This window comes from Desulfopila aestuarii DSM 18488, assembly GCF_900143695.1.
In the GTDB taxonomy this organism is placed as follows: Bacteria; Desulfobacterota; Desulfobulbia; order Desulfobulbales; family Desulfocapsaceae; genus Desulfopila; species Desulfopila aestuarii.
Window position 1 is genome coordinate 1 of the sequence record NZ_FRFE01000047.1, and the last position, 26,522, is coordinate 26,522.

Below are 26,522 nucleotides of genomic sequence, written 5' to 3' on the forward strand. Positions count from 1 at the left end.
TATGGTGTGCCAGTTGTTCCGCCAGGGGCATTGCTGGGTAGCTAAGTTCGGCAGGGATAACCGCTGAAAGCATCTAAGCGGGAAGCCCACTCCAAGATGAGATTTCCCATGGCATTAGCCATCTCAAGGCTCGTTGTAGACTACAACGTTGATAGGTCGGGTGTGGAAGCGTGGTAACACGTGGAGCTTACCGATACTAATAAGCCGTGAGGCTTATCCACATTTTTTTGATTAACACTGACTACTGATTACTCTACTATTCGATTATCTTTTTTATTGATAGTGAGGAGTTAGGTGATAGGAGTAAGGAGTGTACAGTTTGGCGCCTCCGGCGCGAAACTAAAGTCCCCTTCCCCCTCACCCCTTACACCTCACAGCCGAGATTTTCGGCGGTCATAGCGAAGAGGATCCACCCGTTCCCATTCCGAACACGGAAGTTAAGCTCTTCAGCGCCGATGGTACTGCATGGGAAGCCGTGTGGGAGAGTAGGTCACCGCCGATTCTTTATACAAACGCCCCGATCAGTTTCTTCTGATCGGGGCGTTTTGTTTTATCCTGAGACCAATACAAAACCAGGCAGAGTAGTTAAATGTGAAGGGAGAAAATGTGACACATTTTCACCAGGAAACTCCCCTCACCTCCTTCGCCTTACCCTACTTCACAACAAATCACTGGCAAGATCAGCCAGTTCAGATCGTTCACCCTTGCGCAGGTCGATATGAGCGTAAAGCTTCTGTCCCTGCATTTTATAAATGAGTGAACTAAGACCGTTGGAGTGGATGTCCAAGTAGGGATGATCAATCTGGTAAATATCACCGGTGAAGACAATCTTGGTCCCCTCGCCGGCCCGGGTGATGATGGTCTTCACTTCATGAGGGGTCAGATTCTGGGCTTCATCGACGATCATATACATCCGCACCAGACTGCGACCACGAATATAGGCCAGCGGCTCGATTATCAACTTCTCGTCATCAATCATCCGCTGTAACCGCTGGTACATTTCGCTGTTTTCCATGAACTGATTGCGAATCACCCCAAGATTGTCATAAAGCGGCTGCATATAGGGCCTGATCTTTGACTGGATATCACCTGGCAGGTAACCAATGTCTTTATTGGAAAGGGGTACCACAGGCCGTGTCAGCAGTATCTGGCGATAATGCCTTCTGCTCTCCAGTGCAGCTGCTAGTGCCAGAAGCGTTTTTCCCGTGCCAGCCTTACCGGTAATGGTCACCAATGGTAACGTGGGATCGAGCAGGGCATGAACCGCAAACGACTGTTCAGCGTTTCTGGGGGTAATCCCATAGACCGAATGTTTCTGCACCAGGTGAAAGCCGTCGCCACTCTGCTTACAAGCAGCAAGAGCTGATTTTTTGCCGTTTTTCAAGATAGCAAATTCATTGGAGCGCATCGGCGGCTCGGTATTATATTCCTCAGCGCTGATTCCTTCCACCTGCGCATAGAGCTTTTCTATCACCTCAGCTGGAACCTCGTCCTCATAACGACAACCTGTATAGAGCTTTTTCGGGTCACGCACATGATCGGTGGTGTAGTCTTCCGCCATTAAACCGACAGAACGCGCCTTCATCCGCAGATTCATATCCTTGCTGACAAGAATAACGACATTCTCCGGATGCTCCCGAAAAAGATGATAGGCGACATTCAGTACCTTATGATCAGGCTTCTCGCCGTTTGGGAAGGACATCTGCAGGTCTGCATGCATCGGTCGTTCGAGGCGAATCGAAATCTTACCTTTGTCAGGTCCGAGGGAGACCCCACCGTTGAACAACTTTTCCGATGTTAACTCATCAAGAGCTCGTATAAATTGTCTGGAATGATAGTTGATTATCTGACTGCCTTTTTTGAAGTTGTCCAACTCTTCAAGAACTGTGATGGGGATGATAATGTCATGCTCCTTGAAGTTGTGTATGCAGGAGCTGTCGTGCAGGATTACGTTGGTATCGAGGATAAAGGTTTTTTTCTGAGAGGTCATAAGGGTCCAGGTTGAGATAAGGTCGTGAATTGACAGCCGACGTGTTCTTTGTAGTTATTATTGAATCTGGTAACTATTTTATCCGAAATGAACGATGAAATCATCGAATTGACTAACTCCTGAATGAAAATATGTCTGTATTTTCATTATACAATATTTCCTGACGATTGAGATAGAGTTAGACCACCTCACCCGATCGAGGCATCTCAATAATAAACACTACGATACCGAAGTTAGCAATTCATTAGAATCAGATTGCATCAAGGTAATACTAAGGAATTGGCTCAAAGAAGAGAGACAGCGATGTCTGCGGGAGAGCAGGTTCGACGCGACGTATTTGTTCTCCCGCACAACATGGGGAAATGAAGAGTAGACGAGTTTAGTCTCCCAGGCAGGTGTTGACGTTTCTGGCAGCACGTATCCAACAATGGTCAGCAGGGACTACATGCCTTTTACCGATCACTTCCTCCAACGGAATCGGCTCAGTCCCCTGCCCCCGTACCGAGATCATACATCCTCGTATTCCTTCCTCAAAATACTCGACGCAGGCACTGCCAAGCTTAGTCGCAAGCACCCGGTCTGCAGCACTCGGTGTTCCACCTCGTTGCAGGTGGCCAAGAATGGTAAGCCGAGACTCCAAACCTGTTAACTCTTCCAACTGGCTGGTCAGTCTCACCGTATTATTGGTCAATGTCGACTCAAAACTTTTCAGCTCTTCGGAAAACTGTTTCGCCTTCTTGTTATCACCATTCTCCTTGGCTTTTGCCTTCTGGTCCCGCAATCGTTTCAGGATTTTGTACTCATCCACCGATACTGCACCCTCGGCCACAGCCACAATACTGAAGTTGGTGCCGCGCTGCTGACGTTCGCGAATCGCCTGAGCCACCTTGATGGGATCATAGGGAATCTCCGGGATCAGAATAACATCGGCCCCTCCTGCCAACCCGGCGCCTAGCGCCAGCCAGCCGGCATTATGTCCCATGATCTCCACCACGATAATCCGGTGATGACTGTGCGCGGTGGAATGCAACCGGTCGATCGCCTCGGTGGCGATTTCCATAGCGGTATGAAAACCAAAAGTCACATCGGTCATACCGACGTCATTATCAATAGTCTTGGGCAGGGTCAGAATATTTAGCCCCTGTTGTGCGAGACGATAGGCGTTTTTTTGAGTTCCGCCTCCGCCGATACAGATCAGTGCGTCCAGGTTGTGTCGGCGGTAATTGTCGCAGATGACCTGGGTCATATCCATCACTTCATTGCCCACAGGCATTTTGTGCGGTTTATCACGACTGGTGCCGAGGATGGTTCCACCCTGAGTCAGAATGGAAGCCAGCACGTTCCAGTCCAGACGCATGGTCCGGTTCTCCATCAGGCCTCGAAAACCATCACGGAATCCGACAATCTGGATTCTGCCGCTGCCAAGTGCAGTTTTACCTATGGCACGTATTGCTGCATTCAGGCCTGGACTGTCTCCACCGGCTGTCAGGATACCTATATGTTTTTTCATCTTTGTTCCCATATCTTGGACGCTTCTTTTCAGGTATTTAACCACCAGGTAGACTGGAAATAATACATTTTCACCAATATCACCGTACTGAAGTTATCACTATTCTACCCAGCCAAACCTAATTTGAATAATCACTATCATAGGCACAAACAGACACTCACAGTAACTCGTAACCTCCTCGTAATGATACTCTCACATTTCAGAGCAATTTGTACGTATCGGTTCTGAATGTGTTTATTTATGCCCCCGTTTATGCCCCTGAATATCTGGAAAACCACTAACGAATTTCACACTAGACTGCTTCTTTTGAAAAAGTTTTCGAAACTGCCCATAGAGCGGCTTGATGGAAAAGACCACCAGAAGAAGTGCTGAACCGATTCGCACTGGCTCAGGAATAATATCTGCCGCTTCTCCAATTATCGCCCGAGGTGAAATATCCAGAAAGGTGTAGAGCTGATCAACTCCGAGGCCAAAAAGCACCGCTCCAGTTGAGAGAACCAACAGGTATCGGAAAGTGCTTTTCTTTCCAAGCAATCCGAAGAGTACCGAAAGTGATGTCACATTGGTCGCTGGTCCCACCAGCAAAAACACCAAAGCAGCCCCAGGACTGACACCTTTCAAAATGAGGGCAGCGGCAATAGGAGTTGAGGCCGTTGCACAGATATACAAGGGGACACCGACAAGCAGCATAATAAACATGGAAGATAAACCGCCACCCAGGAGGTTGACCATCAGGGCATCAGGAACCAACACTGTTATCAGTGCGGCAATCCCAAGGCCAATATAAAACCACAGGGCAATTTCACCCCAGATATCAACTATCCCGTACTGAATTCCGGTTCTGATTTTTCCTATCAACGAATGGTGCTGCGTATGCTCGTGTTGTCCTTCTCCGGGGCAACAGTTGCCAGACTCCTGCGTCTTGGAATGATTTACCAGAATTTTTGGTTCCCGCCAGTTCAGCAGGTTTTCGAGAAAACCTGCCGCCACGGCTGTAACAAAGGCCGCGACAGGCCGCACCAGTGTCATGATCGGATCAAGCAAGGCATACGTTATAGCAATGGAATCCACCCCTGATTCGGGTGTTGAAATAAGAAAAGCTGTGGTTGCTCCCTTATTTGCCCCCTGTTTCTGTAAGGATGCTGCCGCCGGCAGCACTCCACAGGATCAGAGTGGGAGCGGAACCCCGAATAGTGCCGCTTTGAGAACGGAACTGTAACGACCACGCCCAAGATGGTGAAAAATGACATCAGGATTCAGCACTATTTTCAAAAGGCCGGCAATGAGGATACCAAAGAGGATGTAGACCGAGGAGTCGAGCAGGATATGCATGCCTGCCTGCAATATTGCGAGTGGTAATTCAATCAACATGGAAAACCTGTAGTACGTGAATGGATTAATTACCTACACAATGGCCGGTTGGCCTTCGCGCAGATGTTCAAGCGCCACAGCCAGCAATGCCGTGACATGCTGGTCGCGAAGCCGGTAATAGAGGATAGTTCCCTCTCTACGATTGGCGACGAGTTTGAGATTTCGTAAAAATCGCAGTTGGTGACTCACAGCCGACTCAGAAATTTCCAGAAGAGCCGCAAGATCGCAGACACACATTTCCTGAATAGCCAGGGCCTGTAAAATACGCAGCCTGCTCCCATCAGCGAAGGCCTTGAAGAGCTGGCTCAGTTCCTCTATTTCATCTGGATCCAACTCCTTTATTCTTGCCGAATCCACCTTGTCCTGATGGATGACCCTACATCCGCACAGTTCTTTGTCCATTATCGCCCCTCTGGCCTCCTTTTGCTATATGAGTATCTGTTCATATATTCACCATAAGGTAACATCTGTCAAGAAAGCAGATGCATTTTTGTCCTCTATTGAGCATAATGCACTCGATCCTCCTCCCCCAACTATCCTCAACCCCGCAACCATTGCATGAACACAACCGACAAAACCGCCCAGGGTATCCTCTACATTGTCGCCACACCGATTGGCAACCTTGAAGACATCACGCTGAGGGCTATGCGTACACTTAAAGAAGTCGACCTCATCGCGGCTGAAGACACCCGGCATACCAAAAAACTGCTCAACCATCTTGATATTCGTACTCCACTTATGAGCTACTATCGGGAAAAAGAACAGGAGCGCGGGGCAGTACTTATCGATCGTCTGCAGAATGGAGAAAATGTCGCCCTGGTGAGCGACGCAGGGACACCGGCCATCTCTGATCCTGGCGCTATTCTGGTACAGTTAGCCCATGAGGCGGGCATCAAGGTTGTTCCTATTCCAGGTGCCTCGGCCCTCTCGGCGGCAGTCTCCTGCTCCGGTTTTCATGAGGGCTCCTTCCTCTTTCTCGGATTTCCGCCTACGAAGAGCAGTCAGCGGAAAAAGCTGCTTACGTCACTCATCCACTCAGAATATCCCGTAGTGTTCTATGAGGCGCCGCGCCGCGTTGCCGACTTTCTAAAAGAAGCGCTGGAGATTCTTGGAAACAGGCAGGCTCTCTGGGCCCGCGAGCTGACCAAGACTTTTGAGGAAATATATAAAGGATCACTGAGCGAACTCCTTGAACAGTGCCGCGACGAGAATAGCCGCGGCGAATTCGTCATTATCATCGGCCCCGGCAACCGGGAGGAAGCCGCAGGAGAAAACCTTGAAGAGCTGCTTATCTGGTACCGCGACCACTCTGAACTCTCCATGAAGGATGCCTGCCGCAAGCTCGCCAAGGACCTGGGGCTCTCTCGTTCGCAAATTTATCAGCAGGCCCTGGAGATCTGGGCCAAAGGCTGACAGATACACGAAATTCAATTCAACCAATAGACGATTTGACCAAAGACCATGAACCGGATACGAAGCTGTGTGACTCCTGAAGGCAGGTTTATTTACGGCATTCATAAACCTCATTACACCGTTACCTCCATGCGGCAGGAAACCGCCGTCACCACCCTTGGGCATTTGCCGGACAGTCAACCGATAGAGAACCACCGCAATTATCCCGCTGCCGATGTACAGGTTGAAAATAGTGACTGGATCTTCGAAATACCCAACCCCTTCCCCTTCAAGGGTGTCACCTATATTGACAAAGAGTGGGCCGATGCCAGCGCCAGGGATTACAGCCGTATCAGGCTGCCATTGCCGAAACCTGTTTCACTGACCGGTGTCCTGGCAAAAAACGGAGTTGAGCCTGCACTTCTGGCCAAAATGCCAGAGCCGGTGCAACTGGCGCTGGCCACCTGCTCCACCGATCCCGCCGACCTCATGCAGCTTGCTGAGTTAAGCTGCATTATTGAAAAAAATGGGAAGGGTGAAGCCACCGGGCTTGGTTATCAACAAGCACCCAACGGCGTGATCCGGCCGGTAATCCATAATCATCTGCTCTTTGAGGCGGTTGCAAACAATCCGCATCTACCAGACTCTTACAAGATTGCAATGGTCATCAGGCCCGGTGCTCAGGGTGGCAGTGAAATTGTAGGAGAGATTCCCCGCAAAACCGGTACCCATGTCTACGAGTACCTGCGCCGCAACTCCTATATAGCTGGTGGCCACTACGCAGCCAACATGGCCGAAGACGCCATCCGTTATGCCATCGCCGATCTTACCCTGGCAGACATGGACGGTTTACGGCATCTCTATTACCAGCGCACCTATGTTCGGATCGCCACGGAACTTGGACTGGTTTTACCTGAAACAGAGACGAAACTCACTGAACAGACGCTCGAGGACCTGCGCCATGCTATCCTCACCGCTCTCTCTCAAAAGGATCTCTCCACCACAGCAACCCTCTGGGGCTGGAATTTTGGTTTTGATTACGCCCCTTCGAAATACCGGCTGCATGCCTCCCATCAGCAAGTGCACCAACAGTACGCCATGATCCCTGATACGGTAGAAGGCTACAGCGGTAATCTCCAGGATCCGGACTTCACCCTGCCTGCCTTTGGTTGCGGCGACATGATCGCCGACGTGATGCAGCGCTATCGCGGAGTATATGGCCGCGACTTTTTCGTCGACTATCTTGCCGCCATCACCAATAACGTCAGGATGGACGAACGTACAGATCTGGAAAAGAGCCTCATCGTCTGGCAGGATGAGAATGCCATGCTCTTTGTTCCCAAGGCCCAAACTTCGCAGTGGGAATTACAGCTGATAACGTTGGAAGGGAAAAATGAACTCCCGGCGGGAAACATTTTGGAATGCGACGCCAGGACACGCAAGTCGCTCAACACCGGTATCCTCAAGGCTCAACAAGCACTGGCCGCCATCGGCGCCAGGATGGTCACCTCGATTGAGTACCCGAAGCGGATCGGCAACAGAGGAGAACCCGGCCAACCGCTGCTTTACGCCTTTCTGCCGCGACTTCCCGAATCGCCTGGTGCCTTCAGCGAAGCACAACTCAGATTCATAAACGGTCATTACCCCGAAGATTTTGCCGCGGTGTTACGCAACAAGCTGGCTGAGCTTGGCGACTAGAGGCAAAAGAACAGCGGCAGATGAAAAAAATTCATGGGCATTGCGAAAGTACAATGCCCATGAGCAAATCCAGTTACTGCTGAACGATATTCACGTCCAAACGCGCCGAAGCAAGAACCTTCTGGATACCAAGACGCTTCTCAGGATTGAGAATTATCGGTCCGGCAATATTGGCATGCAGAGAAGAAGCCTTACCGTCCTCCCCTTTTTTCGAGAGCATCAGCAACACGGCAAGCTCACGGGGATCATCGGTGCCTAGGGCAACCGCCTCGTCATCGGAGAGATCCATCGAGTAGTTCAGCCCGTAATCGGTGGGATCCACCAGGGTAAAAGTAACGCCGGGGCTGTCGACCGATTCTATCCAGTAGACGCAGGTTTTATTTTCCTGCTTGTGAAAAAGCGTGTATTTGGTGTAGGTTTCAAATCCGGGAATACCTTTCGGAAAGGTGATGACTTTTCCTGAATCCATTATCGGTTGCGCTGCATCATGCTCGGCTGGTACCATTTTCCTCTCCTTGGCTGGTTGGTATAGAACTACTGGATCATTCACTATAGCAGATAATATCATTGGCTATCAAGGTATTCACCCGAAATAACAGGATTACCCCTCACCTCGTAAACGTTTTTCGCAGTTGTTACCCACCTGGTTGTACACACTGCCTTGTTTTTAACCCGCGCGCCTTCCGCGCGATGTCATTTTGATGGAGTTAACGATGGATAATAAAGGTTTTTTCGGTAACTGGGGAGGCGCCTATATTCCCGAGATCCTCCACCAGACCTTTCAGGAATTGCATGTTGAATATCAACGGGCCAAAAACGACCCCGCCTTCTGGCAGGAATACCTGCACCTGATGCGCACCTACTCCTGCCGACCAACACCACTCACCTATGCAGAAAACCTTTCCAATCATTTCGGCGGGGCACGCATTTTTATTAAGCGCGAAGATTTGAATCATACCGGCGCACATAAGGCCAATAATGTCATGGGCCAGGGTTTACTCGTCAAACGGATGGGTAAAAAACGGGTCATTGCGGAAACCGGAGCGGGTCAGCACGGAATGGCCACCGCCACCATGGCTGCCAAATTCGGCTTTGACTGCACCATTTACATGGGTGAAGTCGATGTGCGCCGCCAGCGCCCCAATGTCTTCTGGATGGAGAAGATGGGCGCCACTGTGGTGCCGGTAAAAGATGGTTCCCGCACCTTGAAGGATGCGATCAACGAGGCCTTTCGCGACTGGGTTACCAATATCGATTCGACACACTATGTTTTTGGCACCGCCTGCGGTCCCGCTCCTTTTCCGGAAATGGTCACCTGGTTCCAGTCAATCATCAGCGAAGAAACAAAAGAGCAGATCAAGGAACTGCACGGTAAACTACCGGCCAGAATCTACGCCTGTGTAGGCGGCGGTTCCAACGCCATGGGTTCATTCTATCACTATCTTGATACCGACACTGAACTGGTTGGTGTTGAGGCCGGAGGCCACGGTATCGACAGCGGTATGCACGCCTCCCGTCTCTGCGGTACCGACGCCAGTCCCGGGGTGGCCCAGGGCTACAAGACCATGTTCCTGCAAAATGAAGACGGCCAGATGCTTGAGACCCACTCAGTTGCAGCTGGTCTCGATTATGTTGGCGTGAGCCCGATTCTATCCGACCTCTGGGAGAAAAAACAGGTCAGGTTTGAAGCAGCCACCGACAAGGAAGTGATGGCGGCACTCGATCTCACCATGAAGCTGGAGGGCATTATCCCGGCACTGGAATCCTCCCACGCCTTTGTTCAGGCCTTCAAAGAAGCCCCGACCATTGCCAAAGATGAGGCAATCATCATCAACATGTCCGGCCGCGGCGACAAGGATATCTTCACTATTGCCCACGCCTACGACGATCCCAGCTGGAAGGAGTTCATCATCAGCAGGGCCGCGGAATACAGTTCGAAATCATAACACATTCAAGTGAATACGATATCCTATAGAGAAGGCACACCATGCAACTTGAACAGATACTGAGGCAGCGTAAAGAAAAAAAAGACATCCTGCTCATGACCCACATCGTTCTGGGCTATCCTTCCTTTGAAGCCAATAGGGAGATTGTCCGTCAGATGGTAGAAAACGGAGTAGATTGCATCGAGATGCAGATCCCTTTTTCCGAACCGATGGCCGACGGACCGGTCATTTTAAAGGCAAATCAGGACAGCCTGGCCAATGGCACCACCGTTGCCCAGTGCATCGCCTTCGGAGCAGAGATGGCTGCGACTTACGATATCCCCTTCCTCTTCATGACCTATTACAATATACTTTTTAAACACGGGGAAGATCGATTCTTTACTGAAGCAAAAGAGGCGAACATCAAGGGCCTGATCATTCCCGATCTCCCGCCGGAAATGGGAGAGAATTTCTTTCGGCTGGCCAAAGAGAACGAGATCGCCCCGATCCTGATCTTTGCGCCTACTTCAACCCAGGAACGGATGGCCACTCTTGACTCCATGGGCCAGGGCTTCATCTATTGTGTTGCCCGACGTGGCGTAACCGGCAAGAAGTCATCGTTTGGCGATGACTTCAACGAGTACCTCGCCCGTTGTCGCAATGCCACCCGAATGCCCATTGCGGTTGGCTTCGGCATCCAGGACAAAGAAGATATCGAGGCCCTGAAAGGACGTGCCGATATGGCAGTAATCGGCTCCCAGACCATCCGCCTGGTAGATGAACAGGGACCAGAGGCAGTAGGACCATTTATACAAGGGCTACGCTAAGCCATCACATGCCCTGTCTCACCACCGAGGAGAATGGACTATGACCGAAACAACATCGATCAACGAGACCCTGTCGACCACTGAGGTTCTCTGGCAGCTTGAGGACCTCTATATAACCGGTGATGTAAGCCAGCTTGAGCAGGACATGGCCCGTGCAAGCGAAGAGGCGGCCGCAATCCGCAGCGAATACTACCAAAAGGTTACATCCCTTTCGCCCGAAGATCTTTTCCGGCTGGTAAACAGGCTTGAACGGCTGGACTGCAGTCTCGGTAAGCTTGCCACCTACGCCTTTCTCAATTTCACCACTCAGGTCAATAATGCCGAAGCTGGTGCGCTCAACCAGCGAATCCGTGAATTGGTCAGTCAATGCGGCAAAGAAACAGTCTTTTTTGAACTGGAATGGAACAGGATCAATGACGAGCAGGCGGGCGCTATTCTAAAAAGCCCGATTCTTGCCTCCTATAGCCATTATCTTCGCTCCATGCGGCGCTATCTGCCGCACCAGTTGCCAGAATCAGAAGAAAAGTTGCTGCTCGAAACCCAACCGGTAGGCCGCCGAAGCTGGACCACGCTTTTTGAAAAGGTCTTCGGGCACCTGAAATTTGGCCCGACGGGACGAAGCGAAGAAGAGGTGCTGACCGACCTGTACCACAACGATCATGAGATACGGAAAACAGCAGCAGCTGAATTGACTGAGGGGCTGAAGAGCCAGAACCATATTCTCACCCACATTTTCAACACCCTGGCTGCCGACAAGATGATTTCCGACCGGATCCGCAATTACGAAAGCTGGATCGGCTCGATGAATCTGGGCAACCAGCTGCACGATGCCACAGTGGCCTCACTGGTGACTGCTGTTACCAGCCGTTACGATCTGGTGCAACGCTATTACCGGGTCAAGCGTGAACTGCTAGGACTCGGGGAACTCTACGATTACGACCGGTACGCCCCGCTCCCCTCGCTGCCGTCAACTAAAATTGACTGGCCCACCTGTCAGAAGACTGTTCTTGAGTCCTTTACCGATTTTTCCCAGGAAATGGCCGATATCGCAGGAGACTTTTTCACAAAACGCTGGATTCATGCACCAGTCACTCCCGGCAAACGAGGTGGCGCCTTTGCCCACCCCTGCGTCCCGGAAGTGCATCCCTATGTACTCGTCAATTATACCGGAACATTGCGTGATGTCTCCACCGTCGCACACGAACTCGGCCACGGCGTCCATCAGGTACTTGCGGCCCGGAAAGGCTATTACAATAGCGATACCCCACTGGTCCTGGCGGAGACTGCTTCAGTCTTCGCCGAACTGCTGGTTTTCAACAGCCAGCTGGAACTGATCAGGAGTGAAGCCGAAAAACGTGCCTTTATCTGTCAGAAGCTGGAGTCAATCTTTGCCACCATCTTCCGACAGACCGCCATGAACCGCTTCGAAGATGCCATGCACAACGGCCGCAGAGAAAAAGGAGAACTGAGCAGTGAAGCACTGGGGGAATACTGGCTGACCACCCAGCGCCAGATGTTTGGCGATTCCGTCACCCTCACCGACGACTATGGAACCTGGTGGTCCTATATCCCCCACTTTCTCAACACACCGGGCTATGTCTATTCCTATGCGTTTGGCGAGCTGCTGGTACTGGCACTCTATAAAATTTATCAGCAGGAGGGCAAAGGGTTCATCCAGAAGTATCTAACGCTGCTGGCCGCCGGTGGGTCGGATACACCGTATGAACTGGTCAAGCCCTTTGGTATTGATCTCGACTCTCCAGCCTTCTGGCACCAAGGGCTTGATGTCATAGAGGAGATGGTCGGTCAGATTGAATAAAACCATCATTTTCTTGCCAGGAAAGACGGCATCAGCTGTTTCTGCGCCAATGTGGATGGGTGATGCCCAGCTTCCCGATCTTGTAGTTAAGCGATCGCGGCGTAATACCGAGCTTTTTCGCCGCGATTTTCTGTACCCAGAGAGATTCCTCAAGGGCTGCAACGATAAGTCGACGTTCGTGCTCCATCAATGATTGTTCGCTATCGTTCTCAATTACTTCTTTTTCCAAGATCTTTTCGATGGGTCGTCTTCTCACGACCTCCGGCAATGCCAGGCTGGCACTGCGAATAATTGGGCTGTCTTCTAAAATAACTGCCCGCTCTATCGCATTTGAGAGTTGCCTGATATTTCCCGGCCAGTCATAGTCTTCAATACGCTTTTCGACCGCTTCGGAAAACCCCTGGATATTTCTGCGCATGGATTTGCAGTACTTTTTCAAGAGTAAATTGGCCAGCGGCAGCAGACATTCGGGCCGTTCTCTCAACGATGGTAGCCTGATCGGCAGTACATTGATCCGGTAATAGAGGTCCTCCCGAAACAACCCCTTCTCCACCTGGCCGACCAGGTCTTTGTTCGTTGCGGCAATGATTCGTACGTCCGAATAAATAGTCTTGTTGCCGCCTACCCGCTCAAAGCATTTTTCTTCCAATACCCGCAGCAGCTTGGTCTGTAACCCCATGGTCATTTCGCCGATTTCATCAAGAAAAATTGTTCCACCGGAAGCCTGTTCAAACCTGCCAATCCGCTGTTTGTCCGCCCCGGTAAAAGCTCCTTTTTCATGACCAAACAGCTCTGACTCAAGGAGATCAACTGGAATATTGGCGCAGTTGATTTTCACGAAAGGCTTTTTTCGTCGCGGCGAGTTGAAATGGACAGTTCCTGAAAGAAAACTTTTCCCGGTCCCCGTATCACCTGTGATCAGAATAGTGGAATCCGTTGCCGCAAAGCGTTGCAGACTCACCATGATTTTCTTCATCACCTCACTCTCGGCAATCACATCGCCAAAATCATAAACGACATCCTGAAGGTGACGGTGATAGGCGATTTCGTTACGATTGTCACGAAGCTCAATCGCCTTGTCCACGGCAATATAGATTCGCTCTCGTGAAATAGGATGTACCAGGAAGTCGCTGGCACCACGGTTCATGGCCTCGACAATAATCTCGGCTTTTTCCGATTTACTGGTTATAATAATTGGCAGGTACGGATTCTTCCCATGGATTTCCTCAAGAAGTTTCAACGCATTTTCCCCGCCCGCATCGACGTCTAGAAGGACCAGATCATACTGGCGGACATCAAGCTCGGCCTGCAGCTCTTTCATGCCGGTGCTACAGGTCAGCCTGCAGCGGTGGGAAAGCGCTGTGGCCATGTCATTACGGGTTTGTTCACACGAATCGAACATAAGAATTGCGTACATGGCGTCCCTGGGAAGAGGATTTCAAAAATGTAATTGGTTTTTTACTGTTATAGGGATTGTTTGGTGAAAATGCAAATTGATCCGTTATCAATCTCCTCCAGCATTGATGAATGACACGACAACAAATTGACGATATAGAGACAGAAACGGCCTTTTCTCTAAGCCTTCAGGCTGAAGATGAGAAATGGATGCAGATAGCCTTAAAATCTGCAAAAGCCGCCTCCGACCTGGGTGAGGTGCCGGTGGGAGCAGTACTGGTAAAAGACGGAAACCTGATCGCCGCAGCAGGCAATCAGCCCATCCTGCTCCATGACCCTACTGCCCACGCTGAGATCCGAGTACTGCGAACCGCCGCCCAACAGCTGCATAACTACCGGTTACCAGGTTCCACACTCTATGTGACGCTGGAGCCCTGCCTCATGTGTATCGGCGCTATCATTCACGCCCGGGTGGAACGGCTGGTCTACGGTGCAACTGACCCCAAAACAGGTGCTGTATGCTCGCTCTACCCAATCGGCAGTGACCGGCGGTTGAATCACCCGCTGATTATCACTTCAGGTATACTTGAAGCAGAATGCAGTGATTTGCTGCGCACCTTTTTTCAAGAAAAGCGCGCAGCAAGAAAACAACAACCATAGTCAAGGCAAGACGGCACCATATGAGCGTTATGGATGTCCCCTTCTTGAAAGACAGACCGGAATATGATAAGTTTCATCCTTTATACCTACTATTGTCAGCTCAGAGACTTTTTCCACTTTTCTCAGTTTTTCATTGCCAAATAGGCTCTGACAGTTTACATAGTGTTTCACATTTTCATCGGGACAACCGATATGCGGAGAGGTGACCGAGTGGCTTAAGGTGCACGCCTGGAACGCGTGTGTACGCAAGTACCGAGAGTTCGAATCTCTCCTTCTCCGCCACAATATATGATTTCGGTTTGATAGCCGGGTCTGCGCAACGAAGAATCACGAACCCCGCCAGGTCCGGGAGGAAGCAACGGTAGTGACACTCTTCGTGTGCCGCAGGTAGCCCGGCTATCATCTTTTTATCCTCCCTGACTGAAATCTCTCCCACGGTGACGCATGTCCTATCTTGTTCTCGCCAGAAAATCCCGTCCCCAGACCTTCGACCAGGTTGTCGGTCAGCGCTCTGTTGTCAAAACTCTGCAGAACAGCCTCGCCCGCAACCGGGTGGCACACGCCATTTTGTTTTCCGGCGTGCGCGGAGTGGGCAAGACCACACTGGCCCGGATCATGGCCAAGGCCATCAACTGTGAAGGTAATGGCGACAACCGCCCCTGCAATGCATGTAACCCCTGTCGTGACATAATGACCGGCTCCTCGCTCGATCTGATCGAGATCGATGGCGCCTCTAACCGCGGGATCCAGGAAATCAGGGAGCTGAAGGAAAAAATCAAGTTTCTGCCCACCTCGTGCAAGTATAAGATCATTATCATCGACGAGGTGCACATGCTCACCACCGAGGCCTTCAACGCCTTGCTGAAGACCCTGGAAGAGCCGCCCGAACATGTCTATTTCATGTTCGCCACCACGGAGCTGCACAAGATCCCGATCACCATTCTCTCCCGCTGCCAGCAGTATGAACTCAAACGCATTCCAGCGGCTGAACTCGGTGAACATTTCGAAAAACTCGCCCTTCAGGAAGAAGTCGAGATAGAACCAAAGGCCTTATCGCTTATCGTCCGTGAAGCTGAAGGGTCAGTACGTGACGGCTTGAGTCTTCTCGACCAGGTCTTCTCCTTTGGTGAAAAAAAGATCAGCATTCAAGACGTAACCGAGGTACTCGGCTTAGTCAACCGTGACATCCTCTGGCAATTGAGCGAAGCTCTCCTGACCGGAGACAGAACCACTGCCCTGAAATCCCTCGAAGATATTTTTGCCTTTGGCATGGATATCAAGCGGTTCTCCTCTGATTTGCTGGAATGTTTCCGCACTCTCCTGCTCACCAGGATCGAGGGCTGCAGCGAACTACTCGATATACCGGCCGAAGAACTGCACCGCTGCCGTGATATGGCCGCCAGATTCTCCCCAGAGACCATTCATCAGAAATTGAATCTTCTGATGCGGATGGTTGAGGATATCCGGTATTCCAGCCAGCCACGCCTGGCACTTGAGACCGGTTTCTTAAAAATCATCGAGGCCGGCAATATCGTGGCAGTCACAGACATCCTCGGAAAATTGCAACAATTGCTTGGTTCAGACGGACAGTCTTCAGCATCTCGGCCTGCGGTAACGGTTGCGCCACCGGCCCCCAAAGCTGCGACAACGTCACCACCACCAGCCCAGCCTTCGCAACCAGTCAAAAAAAAAATTACCTCTGAGTTATCGCCGGAGCCGCCAGATTACGGAGAAATCCCTTTACCCGAAGAGGAAAACGGCAACAATACTCCTCATGAGCCATTCTCTGCCAACCGCACTGTGCCTCAACCAGCAGCCGCTGTGCAAAAATCCGTCGCAGAAGTGCACGCTACACCGAAACCGACTCCTGCAACCACTGTTCCCGAAGTCCATGCCCATGCCAAGGATATCCGTAAACACTGGCCCGAGTTCATCACCTACGTGAAAGACCGGATTATCTGGATGGCCCAGGATCTGAACCGTGCCCGGGTGAAAGAAGTGGATGGCGAACTGCAGCTTCACTATGATGATCCGGCAGAATGTTCGCTTCTTCGTCGAAAAGAAAACAAAAACCAGCTTACCGAGTTCGTCCTTGATTTTTTCCAGAAAGAACTCAAGGTACACTTCATATTGCCCAAGGTCGAAGACAACCCGGATGAAAAAAACGGTGTTGATTCCCCCCAGCAGAAACGACAGCAACTGGCTCACGATCCCCTGACCATCATGACCGCGGAAATTTTTCACGGACAAATCGGCGATATCAGGATCGGGCCGCGATCACGATAAACCTTATTTATTTTCAGGAAAGCACCCATGGATTTCACCAAGATCATGGAACAGGCGCAGCAGATGCAACAGAAGATGAAACAGATCCAGGCAGATCTGGCCAAGAAAACCATTGTCGGTTCCGCTGGCGGCGGCATGGTCCAGGTCACCTTGAATGGACAGGGCGACGTCCTCTCTGTTGAAATCGAGAAGCTGCTCATCAATCCCGACGAACCCCAGATGCTGCAGGACCTGATTGCCGCCGCAACCAATGACGGACTGCGAAAAGTCAAGGAACTGAGTAAAAACGAACTTGGCAGCCTCACTGGTGGTCTAGATCTGCCTGGTCTTTCCAACTTTATGAAATAGATTTTCCAGGTCTCATGCAAGTAATTCCTCCGGCTCTCGACCGGCTCATTGACGATCTTGGCAAACTTCCAGGAATCGGGCGAAAAACGGCTACCCGGCTGGCACTGAACGTTCTGCGTCGCCCCGTAGGATACGCCCAGGAACTTTCCCAGGCATTGGCTGAACTGCACGCCTCCATCCAGCTCTGTTCCTGCTGCTTCGCCTTTTCCGAAAGTGATCCCTGTGGTATCTGCGCAGATGCACGCCGTGACGGTGAGCTGGTCTGCGTGGTCGAAGAACCGGGCGATCTGATGGCCATCGAAAAAACCGCCAGCTTCAGGGGCCACTATCATATTCTGCACGGTGTGCTATCGCCCATCGACGGCATCGGTCCCGACGAGCTCAAAATTCAAGAGCTGATTGCCCGTATTAACAGCGGCACGGTAAAGGAAATTCTGATCGCCACCAGCTCCACGGTACCTGGCGAAGCCACTGCCTCGTATCTTATCGACCTGCTGCAAAACGCTCCGGTGAAGCTAACTCGGCTTGCCTGTGGCATTCCCATGGGAATGGACATCAAGTACGCCGACAGACACACTCTGGCACGGGCCATTGAAAGTCGCTCGCTAGCGAAATAAAATGGTTCACGAGTGAAATTGATTCATCATTTTTGCTTGACATCATTTTGTATTATTGGTAATTCAAGCGCGTTCGCTGCATGTCACGCCTGTGCTGCAGTGAGCCGCCCAAAAAAATGCTAACGCAGGCGCGTAGCTCAGTGGGAGAGCGCCACCTTGACGTGGTGGATGTCGTGGGTTCAATCCCCTCCGCGCCTACCAAACATAAGGCTAAAGTAGAACGACCATCCCAGATCGTCGTTGTTCTTTAGCCTTTATTTTTATATGGGAAGAGAAGACTATGTCTGACATTGCCGTTTCAGTACAAGATGGCGAACCCGCAGCTGTTCCTGCCAATAGCACCGTCCAGGAAGCTCTAAGCAAACTCCTGTCAAACAAACAGCGTAAGCGGGTCGTCGCGGCCAAAGTTGGTGACTCGATCGTTGATCTTACTACCATCCTGACCGAAGACACCGTCCTCAGCCCCATCATGATCGACACGCCGGAAGGGCTCGATGTATTGCGCCATTCCACAGCCCATATCATGGCCCACGCGGTGCGTGATCTCTTCGGTGCCGACGTCAAGGTCGCCATCGGCCCTTCCATAGAAAACGGCTTTTATTATGATTTTTTACGATCAGAACCGTTTACTCCGGAAGACTTTGAGAAAATTGAAGCTCGCATGGCGGAGATCGCCAATCAGAATCTGCCCTTTATTCGCACTGAGATAGCAAGCAGCGACGCTACACGAGCCTTTGAGGCCGAAGGTGAAAAATATAAGGTGGAGCTCATCCGCGATCTTCAGACCGACGCTGTCTCACTTTATAGTGTCGGCGGCTTCCAGGATCTCTGCCGAGGCCCGCATCTGCCAAACACCTCGTTTATCAAGGCCTTCAAACTCCTGCGCGTAGCCGGTGCCTACTGGCGCGGCGATGAGAAGAACGATGTGCTGCAGCGTATCTATGGCACCGCTTTCTTTGACGCCAAGGAATTGAAGAAATACCTGAACGCTCTGGAAGAGGCAAAAAAACGGGACCATCGCCGCCTCGGTAAAGAACTGCAGCTTTTTACCACCGACGACCAGATCGGTCCAGGCCTCATCCTCTGGCAGCCCAAAGGTGCCCAGCTGCGTCGCCTCATAGAAGACTACTGGAAGGATGAGCATTATCGCCACGATTACGACCTGCTCTACACCCCGCACATTGCCCGCCAGGACTTGTGGAAGACCTCCGGCCATCTCGATTTCTATGGCGAGAACATGTATTCAGGCATGGACATCGACGAGGTTCGTTACCAACTGAAGCCGATGAACTGTCCGTTCCACATCGGTGTCTATAAAAGTGACAAACGCAGCTACCGGGAGTTCCCGTTACGCTGGTGTGAGCTCGGCACTGTCTACCGCTACGAAAGGGCAGGCGCCCTGCACGGTTTGTTGCGCGTCCGCGGTTTCACCCAGGACGATGCCCATATATTCTGTCGCCCGGATCAGCTCGAAGACGAGATTTATAACATTCTCGAACTGAACCTGCACATTCTGAAGAATTTCGGGTTTGCCGATTATGACATCTATCTCTCCACCCGCCCTGAAAAATATGTGGGCAGCGATGAGAACTGGGAAGCGGCAACCAATGCGCTGAAACTCGCTCTCGAGAAAAAAGGTCTTGGCTTTGAGATCGATCCCGGCGAGGGTGTCTTTTACGGCCCCAAAATTGACATCAAGATCAAGGACCAGCTGGGTCGCGCCTGGCAGTGCTCCACCATCCAGGTAGATTTCAACCTGCCGGAAAGATTCAAGATGACCTATGTCGGCGCCGACAATACCGAGCATCAGCCAATCATGATCCATCGGGCGCTCATGGGATCACTGGAACGTTTTATCGGCGTACTGATTGAGCACTACGCTGGTGCGTTCCCGCTCTGGTTCACACCGATTCAAGCCCGCATCATGAACATCACCGACGATCAGGCCGACTATGGCCTTGAAGTCTACGAGAAGCTCAGAAAAGCCGGGTTGCGCATCGAAAAAGATTTGCGCAATGAAAAATTGAACTATAAAATCAGAGAAGCACAACTCGCGAAAATTCCTTACATGCTGATCATTGGCGACAAGGAAAAAGAAGACGGTACAGTCACTGTCAGGCTGCGCGACGGCAAAAACCTGCCGCCTATGTCCATCGCTGAGTTTGCCGCCAAGGTCCAGGAGGAAGTTCAGGCAGGCCGTGGCATCTGATTCTCACGGAAACACCATAGTGACAAAGTAATACAGCTCCTGATAGAATAAGGAGTCTTGCACGATTCCAGCGGGTTAGCACAGCGACCCGTTGGTTCTCGCTGCTTTTTTTTGCATTCATAACAATTTTATCGTGTACCGGAACGAAAAAATGGGCTATTATCATTCGCTTTTGGGATACCGGTACGAATTCCAATTTCAAAGCTCGTAGATCCGAGGAGGTATAGTTATTAACAACAAGAGAGGAAGGCAAGCGCCAGTTCAACGCGAAGCAGCTGCCATTATTAATGAGCACATTCGTTATCCGAAAGTCAGACTTATAGGTAGTGACGGGTCCCAGCTCGGGGTTGTACCCACCGAGGAAGCAAAGGAAAAAGCTTTTGAAGAAGGGCTTGACCTTGTTGAGGTATCAGCCAATGCCGATCCGCCAGTCTGCCGGATCATGAACTACGACAAGTTCCGCTACGAGCAGAAGAAAAAACAACAGGAAGCAAAGAAAAAACAGACCGTTGTCGAGACCAAAGAAATCAAGTTCCGGCCAAAAACCGAAGAACATGATATGAACTTCAAGATCAAAAATATCAAGAAGTTCCTGGCGGCAAAAAACAAGGTCAAAATTACCATGCGTTTCAGGGGCCGCGAGATTGTCTATGCTCAGACCCTCGGACTTGAAGCCATGAATTCCATCGCTGAAGCATTGCAGGAAGATGCAATCCTCCTGCAGCCTCCCAAAATGGAAGGGCGTCAGCTGGTGATGTTCGTAGGACCGAAGTAATTTTAACGTTTATTGAGTTTGAGTTTCACCCTCCCCCGTTTGAAACTCAATGTTTATATAACGACAACGCTAAAGAATGGTTTGACCACTCGCTTTTCCCTCCGAGTGCATGACCGTCGGATAGCCCTGTATAGTGGAGCGCAAAGGAGTGTTACCATGCCAAAGATGAAGACCAACAGGGGCGCAGCCAAGCGCTTCAAGATGACTGGCTCAGGAAAGATTAAACGTAACAAGGCTTTTTCCAGCCACATCCTGACCAAAAAATCAACAAAGCGTAAGCGCGGCCTGCGTCAGAGCGATATCGTTTCCGCTGCTGATCACAAAGGAATCAAAAAGATTCTGCCGTACATGTAAAATTTGCGGTGAGGATTTTCTGAGCACAAGAGATATCTGTGCTCGATCCAAACCGTTTACCCCGCCCGTCATGCGGGAATACAAGGAGTTCGACAATGCCACGCGTCACACGAGGTTTTAAGGCACGTAGAAGAAGAAATAAGGTTCTGAAACTCGCAAAAGGCTACTACGGTGCCCGTTCGCGTCTGTACAAAAGCGCCACTGAGGCGGTTGATCGCGCCTTGGTTTATGCCTACCGCGACAGACGTCAGAAGAAAAGAGATTTTCGCCGTCTGTGGATTGCCCGCATCAATGCCGGTGCCCACATGAATGAGATGAGCTACTCCAGGCTGATGGGTGGTCTGAAGAAAGCTGGCATCGAGCTAGACAGAAAGGTCCTTGCCAATATGGCAATCCTTGATGCCACGGCGTTCTCCAAAATTGTGCAGATCGCCAAAGAAGCAAACGCGTAAGCATACTTCTTCACACGTTTTATTCTTCATGCATGCCGGTAATGGTTTCAAACCATTAACCGGCTTGCTGTTTCCTTGAGCACTCAACTTTCTCGCTACTATGGAACAGGAACTACACAGCCTGGCTGCTGAAGCTAAGGCTCATCTCGAGTCGCTGACCGATCCCGGCAAACTGGAAGACTTCCGCATCCGTTACCTGGGACGTAAAGGACAGTTCAGCACCATCATGCGTCAGCTCGGTACTGTGCCGAGCGAAGACCGTCCAAGGGTTGGACAACTGGCCAACACCATGAAGGCCGAGCTTGAAGCGCTTTTTGAAGAAAAACGCTCTGCGCTGCTCTCTTCTGCGCCTTCCGGAAAAGACCTTACCCGTCCAGATCTCACCCTTCCAGGACGTCGCCCGCAGACAGGTCGACTCCATCCGGTTACTCGGGTGATGAATGAAGCCTGTGCCATTTTTGAAAACCTTGGATTTTCCGTGGCTGAAGGCCCGGACGTCGAGCATGATTATTATAACTTCGAAGCACTCAATATCCCTGCCCACCACCCGGCAAGGGATATGCACGACACCTTCTATGTCAGCGAATCGATCCTGCTCCGCACCCATACCTCACCCATGCAGGCCCGAATCATGGAGACCCAGCAGCCACCGCTTCGGGTCATCGCGCCCGGCAAGGTCTACCGTTGCGACTCCGATATCACCCACACACCGATGTTCCATCAGCTCGAGGGCTTTCTCGTCGACAAGAAAGTCTCCTTTGCCGACTTAAAAGGTGTTTTAAGCGTCTTTACCGAAAAGATGTTCGGCAAAAAACTCGATCTTCGTTTTCGCCCCAGCTTCTTCCCATTCACCGAACCAAGCGCTGAGGTGGATATTGCCTGTGTCATGTGCGGTGGTAAAGGTTGTCGCGTCTGCAAGAAAACCGGCTGGCTTGAGATTCTCGGTTCAGGCATGATCGATCCTGAGGTATTTAAGATGGTCGGTTATGATCCTGATGTTTACAGCGGCTTTGCCTTCGGTCTTGGTATCGAGCGCATCGCCATGCTGAAATACGGCATCGACGACATCAGGCTTTTCTATGAAAACGACCTTCGTTTTCTTTCCCAGTTCTAATCGCCCATTTCACAGACTCTACTGCCATGAAGTTAACGCGTAACTGGTTGCAAAATTATGTAGATATTGAAGGAATCTCTACCTCAGAGCTGGCTGATCATCTTACCATGCTTGGTCTTGAAGTCGATTCCGTTGAAAACCTGTATCAGGATCTCTCCGATCTTAAGACTGGTCATATCGTCACCGCCAAACCACATCCGGATGCTGATAAACTGCAGGTGTGCGAGGTACAGATTGGAGAAGAACTCCATCAGATCGTCTGCGGTGCTCCCAATGCCAGGGCTGGACTGAACGTGGTCGTCGCTCTGCCTGGCATCACCCTCCCCGGCAATTTCAAGATCAAGAAGTCAAAGGTACGTGGTATCGAATCCGCTGGCATGATCTGCTCTGAACGCGAGCTGGGTTTAAGTGAGGACCATACAGGTATCATGGAGCTGCCCGATGATGTGCAGCATGGTCAATCGTTCATCGAGGTAATGGGCCTTGCCGATACCATGATCGAGGTTGATCTCACCCCGAATAGACCTGACTGCGCCTCCGTCATCGGTATTGCCCGTGAAATAGCCGGAATTACTGGTCGGGAGCTAATGGTACCAGTTAAAGATCGCGAAGTAGCCAACACCAGCAAAAAATTCCAGATAGATATTGAATCCCCTGAACTTTGCCCCCGTTATGCCGCCCGCCTCATTGAAGGTGTAAAGATTGGGCCCTCTCCATGGTGGCTTCGCCGTCAGCTTAAGGCTATTGGCCTCCGACCCATCAATAACGTCGTCGATGTAACGAATTACGTAATGATGGAATACGGCCAGCCCCTTCACGCCTTTGACTTCGATACTCTCGCAGGTGGAAAAATTGTCGTACGGGTACCCCGTGCAGGTGAAGATACATTTATTACTCTCGACGCTGTTGATCGTAAGATTGATAATGAAACGCTGCTGATCTGCGACGGTGAAAAACCAGTTGCACTCGCCGGTGTCATGGGTGGGATGAATTCCGAAGTCACACCGCAAACCGTCAATGTACTACTGGAGAGTGCCTGCTTCAATTCAGTCTCTATTCGCCGCACCGCCCGCAAGGTCAATCTTGCCACTGATGCCTCGTACCGCTTTGAACGCGGCGTCGATCCGGGTGGCACGATCAATGCAATGGATCGTGCAGTACAGTTGCTGGTTGAAATTGCCGGCGGTACTGCCGAAGATGCCGGTGCTGACTGTTTCGGCGGCCGTCGGCCAATGAACTCCCTTGAGTTGAAAATTTCCAGAACCGCCCAGCTTATCGGTATTGAGCTGGGCTATGACCGCATTGCCGAGTTGCTGCAGTCCATAGGTTTCATCTGTAAGCCTAAAGATGAAGACACGATGTGGGTGCTTTGCCCCACCTTCCGGGTCGATATTGATCGTGAGGCAGATCTTGTTGAGGAAGTAGCCCGTCTCTACGGTTACAACAATATTCCGACCACCCTGCCCGGTGCCGACCTCAGCTACCCCGAACAGGATACGCGACGGTTTAAACGTGCCGATGCGACCCGCATGTTGCTTGCCATCGGTTTTTCAGAAGCAATCAATTACAGCTTTGCCAGCGCCAAACACGTGGACATGTTACGTCTTGATGCTGACGACACCCGCCGTCAGTTTGTCCATCTGCTCAACCCGCTCTCTGAAGACCAAGCCGTTATGCGCACCATGCTGCTGCCGGGTCTTTTAGAGAATGTGAAACGCAATATCAGTTTCCAGAAAACCGCCGTCAAACTCTTTGAGGTCGGCAAGGTGTTCCGCCCACTCGAGGAAAACAGCCAACCTCTGGAAACAAGCCATCTCGCCGGTGTTCTCTGTGGCAGTAGGCACGGCGAAGCTTCCCCGCTCTACTTCAAGGCTGAAGGCGTTGATATCCTTGACGCCAAGGGTGCCGTTGAGTACCTGCTCGAAGAGATGCGACTTACAGAAAATAGCACCGCACCAATAAAATTTGTCCATCCGGTTGAAGAAGGGGTGGAAAAATTTTGCGACTCCGACTATTCTCTGCTCGTTTTTGCCGGTGACACCCTGCTTGGCATGATTGGCAAGGTGCTTCCTGACGTACTGCGCAGTTTCGGCATCAAGCACGATGTGTACTATTTCGAACTCAACTTCGACAACATCTGCGAGCTGCAGGCTGCTCCGCGCAGTTTCAGTTCCCTGCCGGTCTACCCCTCGGTCAAGCGCGATATCGCACTGGTTGTGCCGGTAACCGTCTCCGCAGGCGAACTACTCGCCAAGGTTCATGAGAGCCGCGAAAAGCTGATCGAATCCGCCGAGATTTTTGATGTCTTCCAAGGCGGTAAGATCGAAAAAGGATATAAAAGTGTGGCGGTTTCCATTACCTATCGTTCAGCAACCAAGACGCTGACTGAGAAAAATGTGGAAAAGGCTCACACAAAAGTTGTAAAGTTGCTTACCGATACATTCGGTGGCAGTCTACGTGATGCATGAGGATATATGAACAGTAGCAATTTGACCCGTAAAGATTTGGCCGAGGCAATCAGCAATCAGCTCGGCTACCCACAGAGCAGCTGCGCCGATATTGTGGACAGCTTTCTCGACACCATGAAGCAGGCTCTTCTTGATGGAGAGACCATTAAACTGGTACACTTCGGAACCTTCTCTGTTCGCGACAAGCAGCCCCGCCGGGGACGCAATCCGCGCACTGGAGAGTCGATCACCATCAAGAAGCGCCAGACAGTAAGTTTTCGACCGAGCAAGAAGCTGAGAGAGCAGATTAACGTTTAACCAGCTCGCTCGTCATCAATGAAAGGGGTAAGCTGGCCATATGCAATTCAACATACCGGACAAGCTTTACTTTAAAATTGGTGAAGTCGGCAAGCTCGCGCAGGTACCGACCCACGTCCTGCGCTATTGGGAAACGGAGTTCAAAGGCATCAAGCCGAAACGGGCCAATTCCAAACAGCGACTCTATCGGCGCGAGGATGTTGAACTCATCCTGAAGATCAAGGTCCTGCTCCACGAGCAGGGGTACACCATCGCTGGAGCACGAAAGCTCATTGAGGAGGGTGGCCAAAGTGGCCAGGTAATATATGAGCCCCCTCCCGTCTTCTCTGCAACTACTCCAAAAGTGCGGAACAAGGAGAGGATGGCCGCCAAGGCACTTGACACGATCAAGAGCGAACTGCAACAACTTCAGCGGATTATTGATAAAAACACCTAAACCACCTTGGTTTCACTTCGCTTGTGTTGACAGGCCAAGGAACTCATGGTACATAAGGCGGCACAGGTCGGGATGTAGCGCAGTCTGGTAGCGCACCTGAATGGGGTTCAGGGGGTCGGAGGTTCAAATCCTCTCATCCCGACCACTAGAGTTTTAGGGGATTAACAACGATAATGGGTTGTTAATCCCCTTTTTTTATGCTTTTCTGGTTGTTGTTGGTAATTATCCATCTGGTGGTTATTTGTCTCTATGACGGCAGAAATCGGAGTTATGCTCAAAAGTGGTGTTTGAGGGAGAATTTAAAAAGAAATGACGTATCCTGTTGGAATCAGTTCGCCAAAACAGAATTCCAACAAAAAAGGATACGTCATGATCAACAGTAAAGTTATCACACTGAAAAAGCCAGGAGAGTTTGTCGAAGACCCGCTGACCGAACTGTTACGTACCGGCGCCCGACAACTCATTGCTGATGCGGTTGAGGCTGAATTGCAGGACCTGCTCCAGTATTACGCAGAGCTGAGAAATGAGAAAGGGCACATGCAGGTTGTGCGCAATGGCTATTTGCCTGAAAGAGAAATT

General features: G+C 51.0%; 23 protein-coding genes, 3 tRNA genes, 2 rRNA genes, 1 other RNA gene and 1 pseudogene. 24 read left to right on the forward strand and 6 right to left on the reverse strand.

Going from position 1 to position 26,522, the window contains the following annotated elements:
• A 23S ribosomal RNA gene (locus BUF15_RS24345) occupies nucleotides 1-221 on the forward strand; the annotation flags it as partial.
• A gap of 164 nt (nucleotides 222-385) precedes the next feature.
• Nucleotides 386-502 (forward strand): 5S ribosomal RNA (rrf, locus tag BUF15_RS24350).
• A gap of 156 nt (nucleotides 503-658) precedes the next feature.
• Here the strand turns inward: rrf and BUF15_RS24355 are convergent.
• From BUF15_RS24355 to BUF15_RS24375, 4 genes are all read right to left on the reverse strand, one after another.
• Nucleotides 659-1,990: a PhoH family protein gene (locus tag BUF15_RS24355; RefSeq protein WP_073616695.1), complete on the reverse strand. Its 1,332-nt coding sequence runs from the start codon at nucleotides 1,988-1,990 to the stop codon at nucleotides 659-661.
• 379 nt (nucleotides 1,991-2,369) lie between these two features.
• On the reverse strand, nucleotides 2,370-3,500 hold the full coding sequence (locus BUF15_RS24360) for a 6-phosphofructokinase (RefSeq protein WP_073616738.1): 1,131 nt from the start codon (nucleotides 3,498-3,500) through the stop codon (nucleotides 2,370-2,372).
• Between the two features lie 234 nt (nucleotides 3,501-3,734).
• Nucleotides 3,735-4,871 carry an SO_0444 family Cu/Zn efflux transporter gene (locus BUF15_RS24365; RefSeq protein ID WP_159441377.1) on the reverse strand — a complete coding sequence of 379 codons (1,137 nt, stop codon included), beginning with the start codon at nucleotides 4,869-4,871 and terminating at the stop codon, nucleotides 3,735-3,737.
• 33 nt (nucleotides 4,872-4,904) lie between these two features.
• Nucleotides 4,905-5,273 carry an ArsR/SmtB family transcription factor gene (locus tag BUF15_RS24375; protein WP_073616701.1) on the reverse strand — a complete coding sequence of 123 codons (369 nt, stop codon included), beginning with the start codon at nucleotides 5,271-5,273 and terminating at the stop codon, nucleotides 4,905-4,907.
• Between the two features lie 156 nt (nucleotides 5,274-5,429).
• Here BUF15_RS24375 and rsmI point away from each other — a divergent pair, with 156 nt between their 5' ends.
• Together rsmI and BUF15_RS24385 are read left to right on the forward strand one after the other, a co-directional pair.
• Nucleotides 5,430-6,284, forward strand: a complete 855-nt coding sequence (rsmI, locus tag BUF15_RS24380) for a 16S rRNA (cytidine(1402)-2'-O)-methyltransferase (protein WP_073616703.1) — start codon at nucleotides 5,430-5,432, stop codon at nucleotides 6,282-6,284.
• Nucleotides 6,285-6,332: 48 nt separating this feature from the next.
• Nucleotides 6,333-7,961: a hypothetical protein gene (locus tag BUF15_RS24385; protein ID WP_073616705.1), complete on the forward strand. Its 1,629-nt coding sequence runs from the start codon at nucleotides 6,333-6,335 to the stop codon at nucleotides 7,959-7,961.
• Nucleotides 7,962-8,034: 73 nt separating this feature from the next.
• Here the strand turns inward: BUF15_RS24385 and fliW are convergent, their stop codons facing one another.
• Complete coding sequence (gene fliW, locus BUF15_RS24390) at nucleotides 8,035-8,466, reverse strand: flagellar assembly protein FliW (protein WP_073616707.1); 432 nt, start codon at nucleotides 8,464-8,466, stop codon at nucleotides 8,035-8,037.
• Between the two features lie 208 nt (nucleotides 8,467-8,674).
• Between fliW and trpB the strand changes: the two genes are divergently transcribed.
• The 3 genes from trpB to BUF15_RS24405 are packed head-to-tail and all read left to right on the forward strand — an operon-like array spanning nucleotide 8,675 to nucleotide 12,532.
• Entirely contained in the window at nucleotides 8,675-9,907 is a 1,233-nt protein-coding gene (gene trpB / locus BUF15_RS24395; protein ID WP_073616709.1) for a tryptophan synthase subunit beta, read from the forward strand.
• 41 nt (nucleotides 9,908-9,948) lie between these two features.
• Nucleotides 9,949-10,713 (forward strand): tryptophan synthase subunit alpha, encoded by a 765-nt coding sequence (trpA, locus tag BUF15_RS24400; protein WP_073616711.1) that lies wholly within the window; start codon nucleotides 9,949-9,951, stop codon nucleotides 10,711-10,713.
• 40 nt (nucleotides 10,714-10,753) lie between these two features.
• Nucleotides 10,754-12,532, forward strand: coding sequence for a M3 family oligoendopeptidase (locus BUF15_RS24405; protein WP_073616713.1), 1,779 nt, complete (start codon nucleotides 10,754-10,756; stop codon nucleotides 12,530-12,532).
• A gap of 31 nt (nucleotides 12,533-12,563) precedes the next feature.
• On the opposite strand, the gene BUF15_RS24410 is transcribed toward BUF15_RS24405, so the two are convergent.
• On the reverse strand, nucleotides 12,564-13,949 hold the full coding sequence (locus BUF15_RS24410) for a sigma-54-dependent transcriptional regulator (RefSeq protein ID WP_073616715.1): 1,386 nt from the start codon (nucleotides 13,947-13,949) through the stop codon (nucleotides 12,564-12,566).
• A 110-nt stretch (nucleotides 13,950-14,059) separates the two neighbouring features.
• Here BUF15_RS24410 and tadA point away from each other — a divergent pair, with 110 nt between their 5' ends.
• From tadA to BUF15_RS24495, 17 genes and pseudogenes are all read left to right on the forward strand, one after another.
• Entirely contained in the window at nucleotides 14,060-14,587 is a 528-nt protein-coding gene (tadA, locus tag BUF15_RS24415; protein ID WP_084554553.1) for a tRNA adenosine(34) deaminase TadA, read from the forward strand.
• A gap of 196 nt (nucleotides 14,588-14,783) precedes the next feature.
• Nucleotides 14,784-14,869 (forward strand) — tRNA-Ser (locus BUF15_RS24420).
• A 22-nt stretch (nucleotides 14,870-14,891) separates the two neighbouring features.
• Nucleotides 14,892-14,988: signal recognition particle sRNA small type (ffs, locus tag BUF15_RS24425), an RNA gene on the forward strand.
• A gap of 43 nt (nucleotides 14,989-15,031) precedes the next feature.
• On the forward strand, nucleotides 15,032-16,873 hold the full coding sequence (gene dnaX / locus BUF15_RS24430) for a DNA polymerase III subunit gamma/tau (RefSeq protein ID WP_073616717.1): 1,842 nt from the start codon (nucleotides 15,032-15,034) through the stop codon (nucleotides 16,871-16,873).
• A gap of 27 nt (nucleotides 16,874-16,900) precedes the next feature.
• Entirely contained in the window at nucleotides 16,901-17,221 is a 321-nt protein-coding gene (locus BUF15_RS24435; protein WP_073616719.1) for a YbaB/EbfC family nucleoid-associated protein, read from the forward strand.
• 14 nt (nucleotides 17,222-17,235) lie between these two features.
• Nucleotides 17,236-17,838, forward strand: coding sequence for a recombination mediator RecR (gene recR / locus BUF15_RS24440; protein WP_073616721.1), 603 nt, complete (start codon nucleotides 17,236-17,238; stop codon nucleotides 17,836-17,838).
• 126 nt (nucleotides 17,839-17,964) lie between these two features.
• A tRNA-Val gene (locus BUF15_RS24445) sits at nucleotides 17,965-18,039 on the forward strand.
• A 79-nt stretch (nucleotides 18,040-18,118) separates the two neighbouring features.
• Entirely contained in the window at nucleotides 18,119-20,047 is a 1,929-nt protein-coding gene (gene thrS / locus BUF15_RS24450; protein ID WP_073616723.1) for a threonine--tRNA ligase, read from the forward strand.
• A gap of 283 nt (nucleotides 20,048-20,330) precedes the next feature.
• Nucleotides 20,331-20,822: a translation initiation factor IF-3 gene (gene infC, locus BUF15_RS24455; RefSeq protein ID WP_268753224.1), complete on the forward strand. Its 492-nt coding sequence runs from the start codon at nucleotides 20,331-20,333 to the stop codon at nucleotides 20,820-20,822.
• 156 nt (nucleotides 20,823-20,978) lie between these two features.
• Complete coding sequence (gene rpmI, locus BUF15_RS24460) at nucleotides 20,979-21,176, forward strand: 50S ribosomal protein L35 (RefSeq protein ID WP_073616727.1); 198 nt, start codon at nucleotides 20,979-20,981, stop codon at nucleotides 21,174-21,176.
• Nucleotides 21,177-21,271: 95 nt separating this feature from the next.
• Nucleotides 21,272-21,628 carry a 50S ribosomal protein L20 gene (rplT, locus tag BUF15_RS24465; RefSeq protein ID WP_073616729.1) on the forward strand — a complete coding sequence of 119 codons (357 nt, stop codon included), beginning with the start codon at nucleotides 21,272-21,274 and terminating at the stop codon, nucleotides 21,626-21,628.
• Between the two features lie 100 nt (nucleotides 21,629-21,728).
• Entirely contained in the window at nucleotides 21,729-22,742 is a 1,014-nt protein-coding gene (gene pheS / locus BUF15_RS24470; RefSeq protein ID WP_073616731.1) for a phenylalanine--tRNA ligase subunit alpha, read from the forward strand.
• Between the two features lie 26 nt (nucleotides 22,743-22,768).
• Nucleotides 22,769-25,210, forward strand: coding sequence for a phenylalanine--tRNA ligase subunit beta (pheT, locus tag BUF15_RS24475; RefSeq protein ID WP_073616733.1), 2,442 nt, complete (start codon nucleotides 22,769-22,771; stop codon nucleotides 25,208-25,210).
• A 6-nt stretch (nucleotides 25,211-25,216) separates the two neighbouring features.
• Nucleotides 25,217-25,507 (forward strand): integration host factor subunit alpha, encoded by a 291-nt coding sequence (locus BUF15_RS24480; RefSeq protein ID WP_073616734.1) that lies wholly within the window; start codon nucleotides 25,217-25,219, stop codon nucleotides 25,505-25,507.
• Nucleotides 25,508-25,547: 40 nt separating this feature from the next.
• Nucleotides 25,548-25,943 carry a MerR family transcriptional regulator gene (locus BUF15_RS24485; protein ID WP_073616736.1) on the forward strand — a complete coding sequence of 132 codons (396 nt, stop codon included), beginning with the start codon at nucleotides 25,548-25,550 and terminating at the stop codon, nucleotides 25,941-25,943.
• A 68-nt stretch (nucleotides 25,944-26,011) separates the two neighbouring features.
• A tRNA-Pro gene (locus BUF15_RS24490) sits at nucleotides 26,012-26,088 on the forward strand.
• 224 nt (nucleotides 26,089-26,312) lie between these two features.
• Nucleotides 26,313-26,522, forward strand: a pseudogene (locus BUF15_RS24495) (IS256 family transposase); the annotation flags it as partial.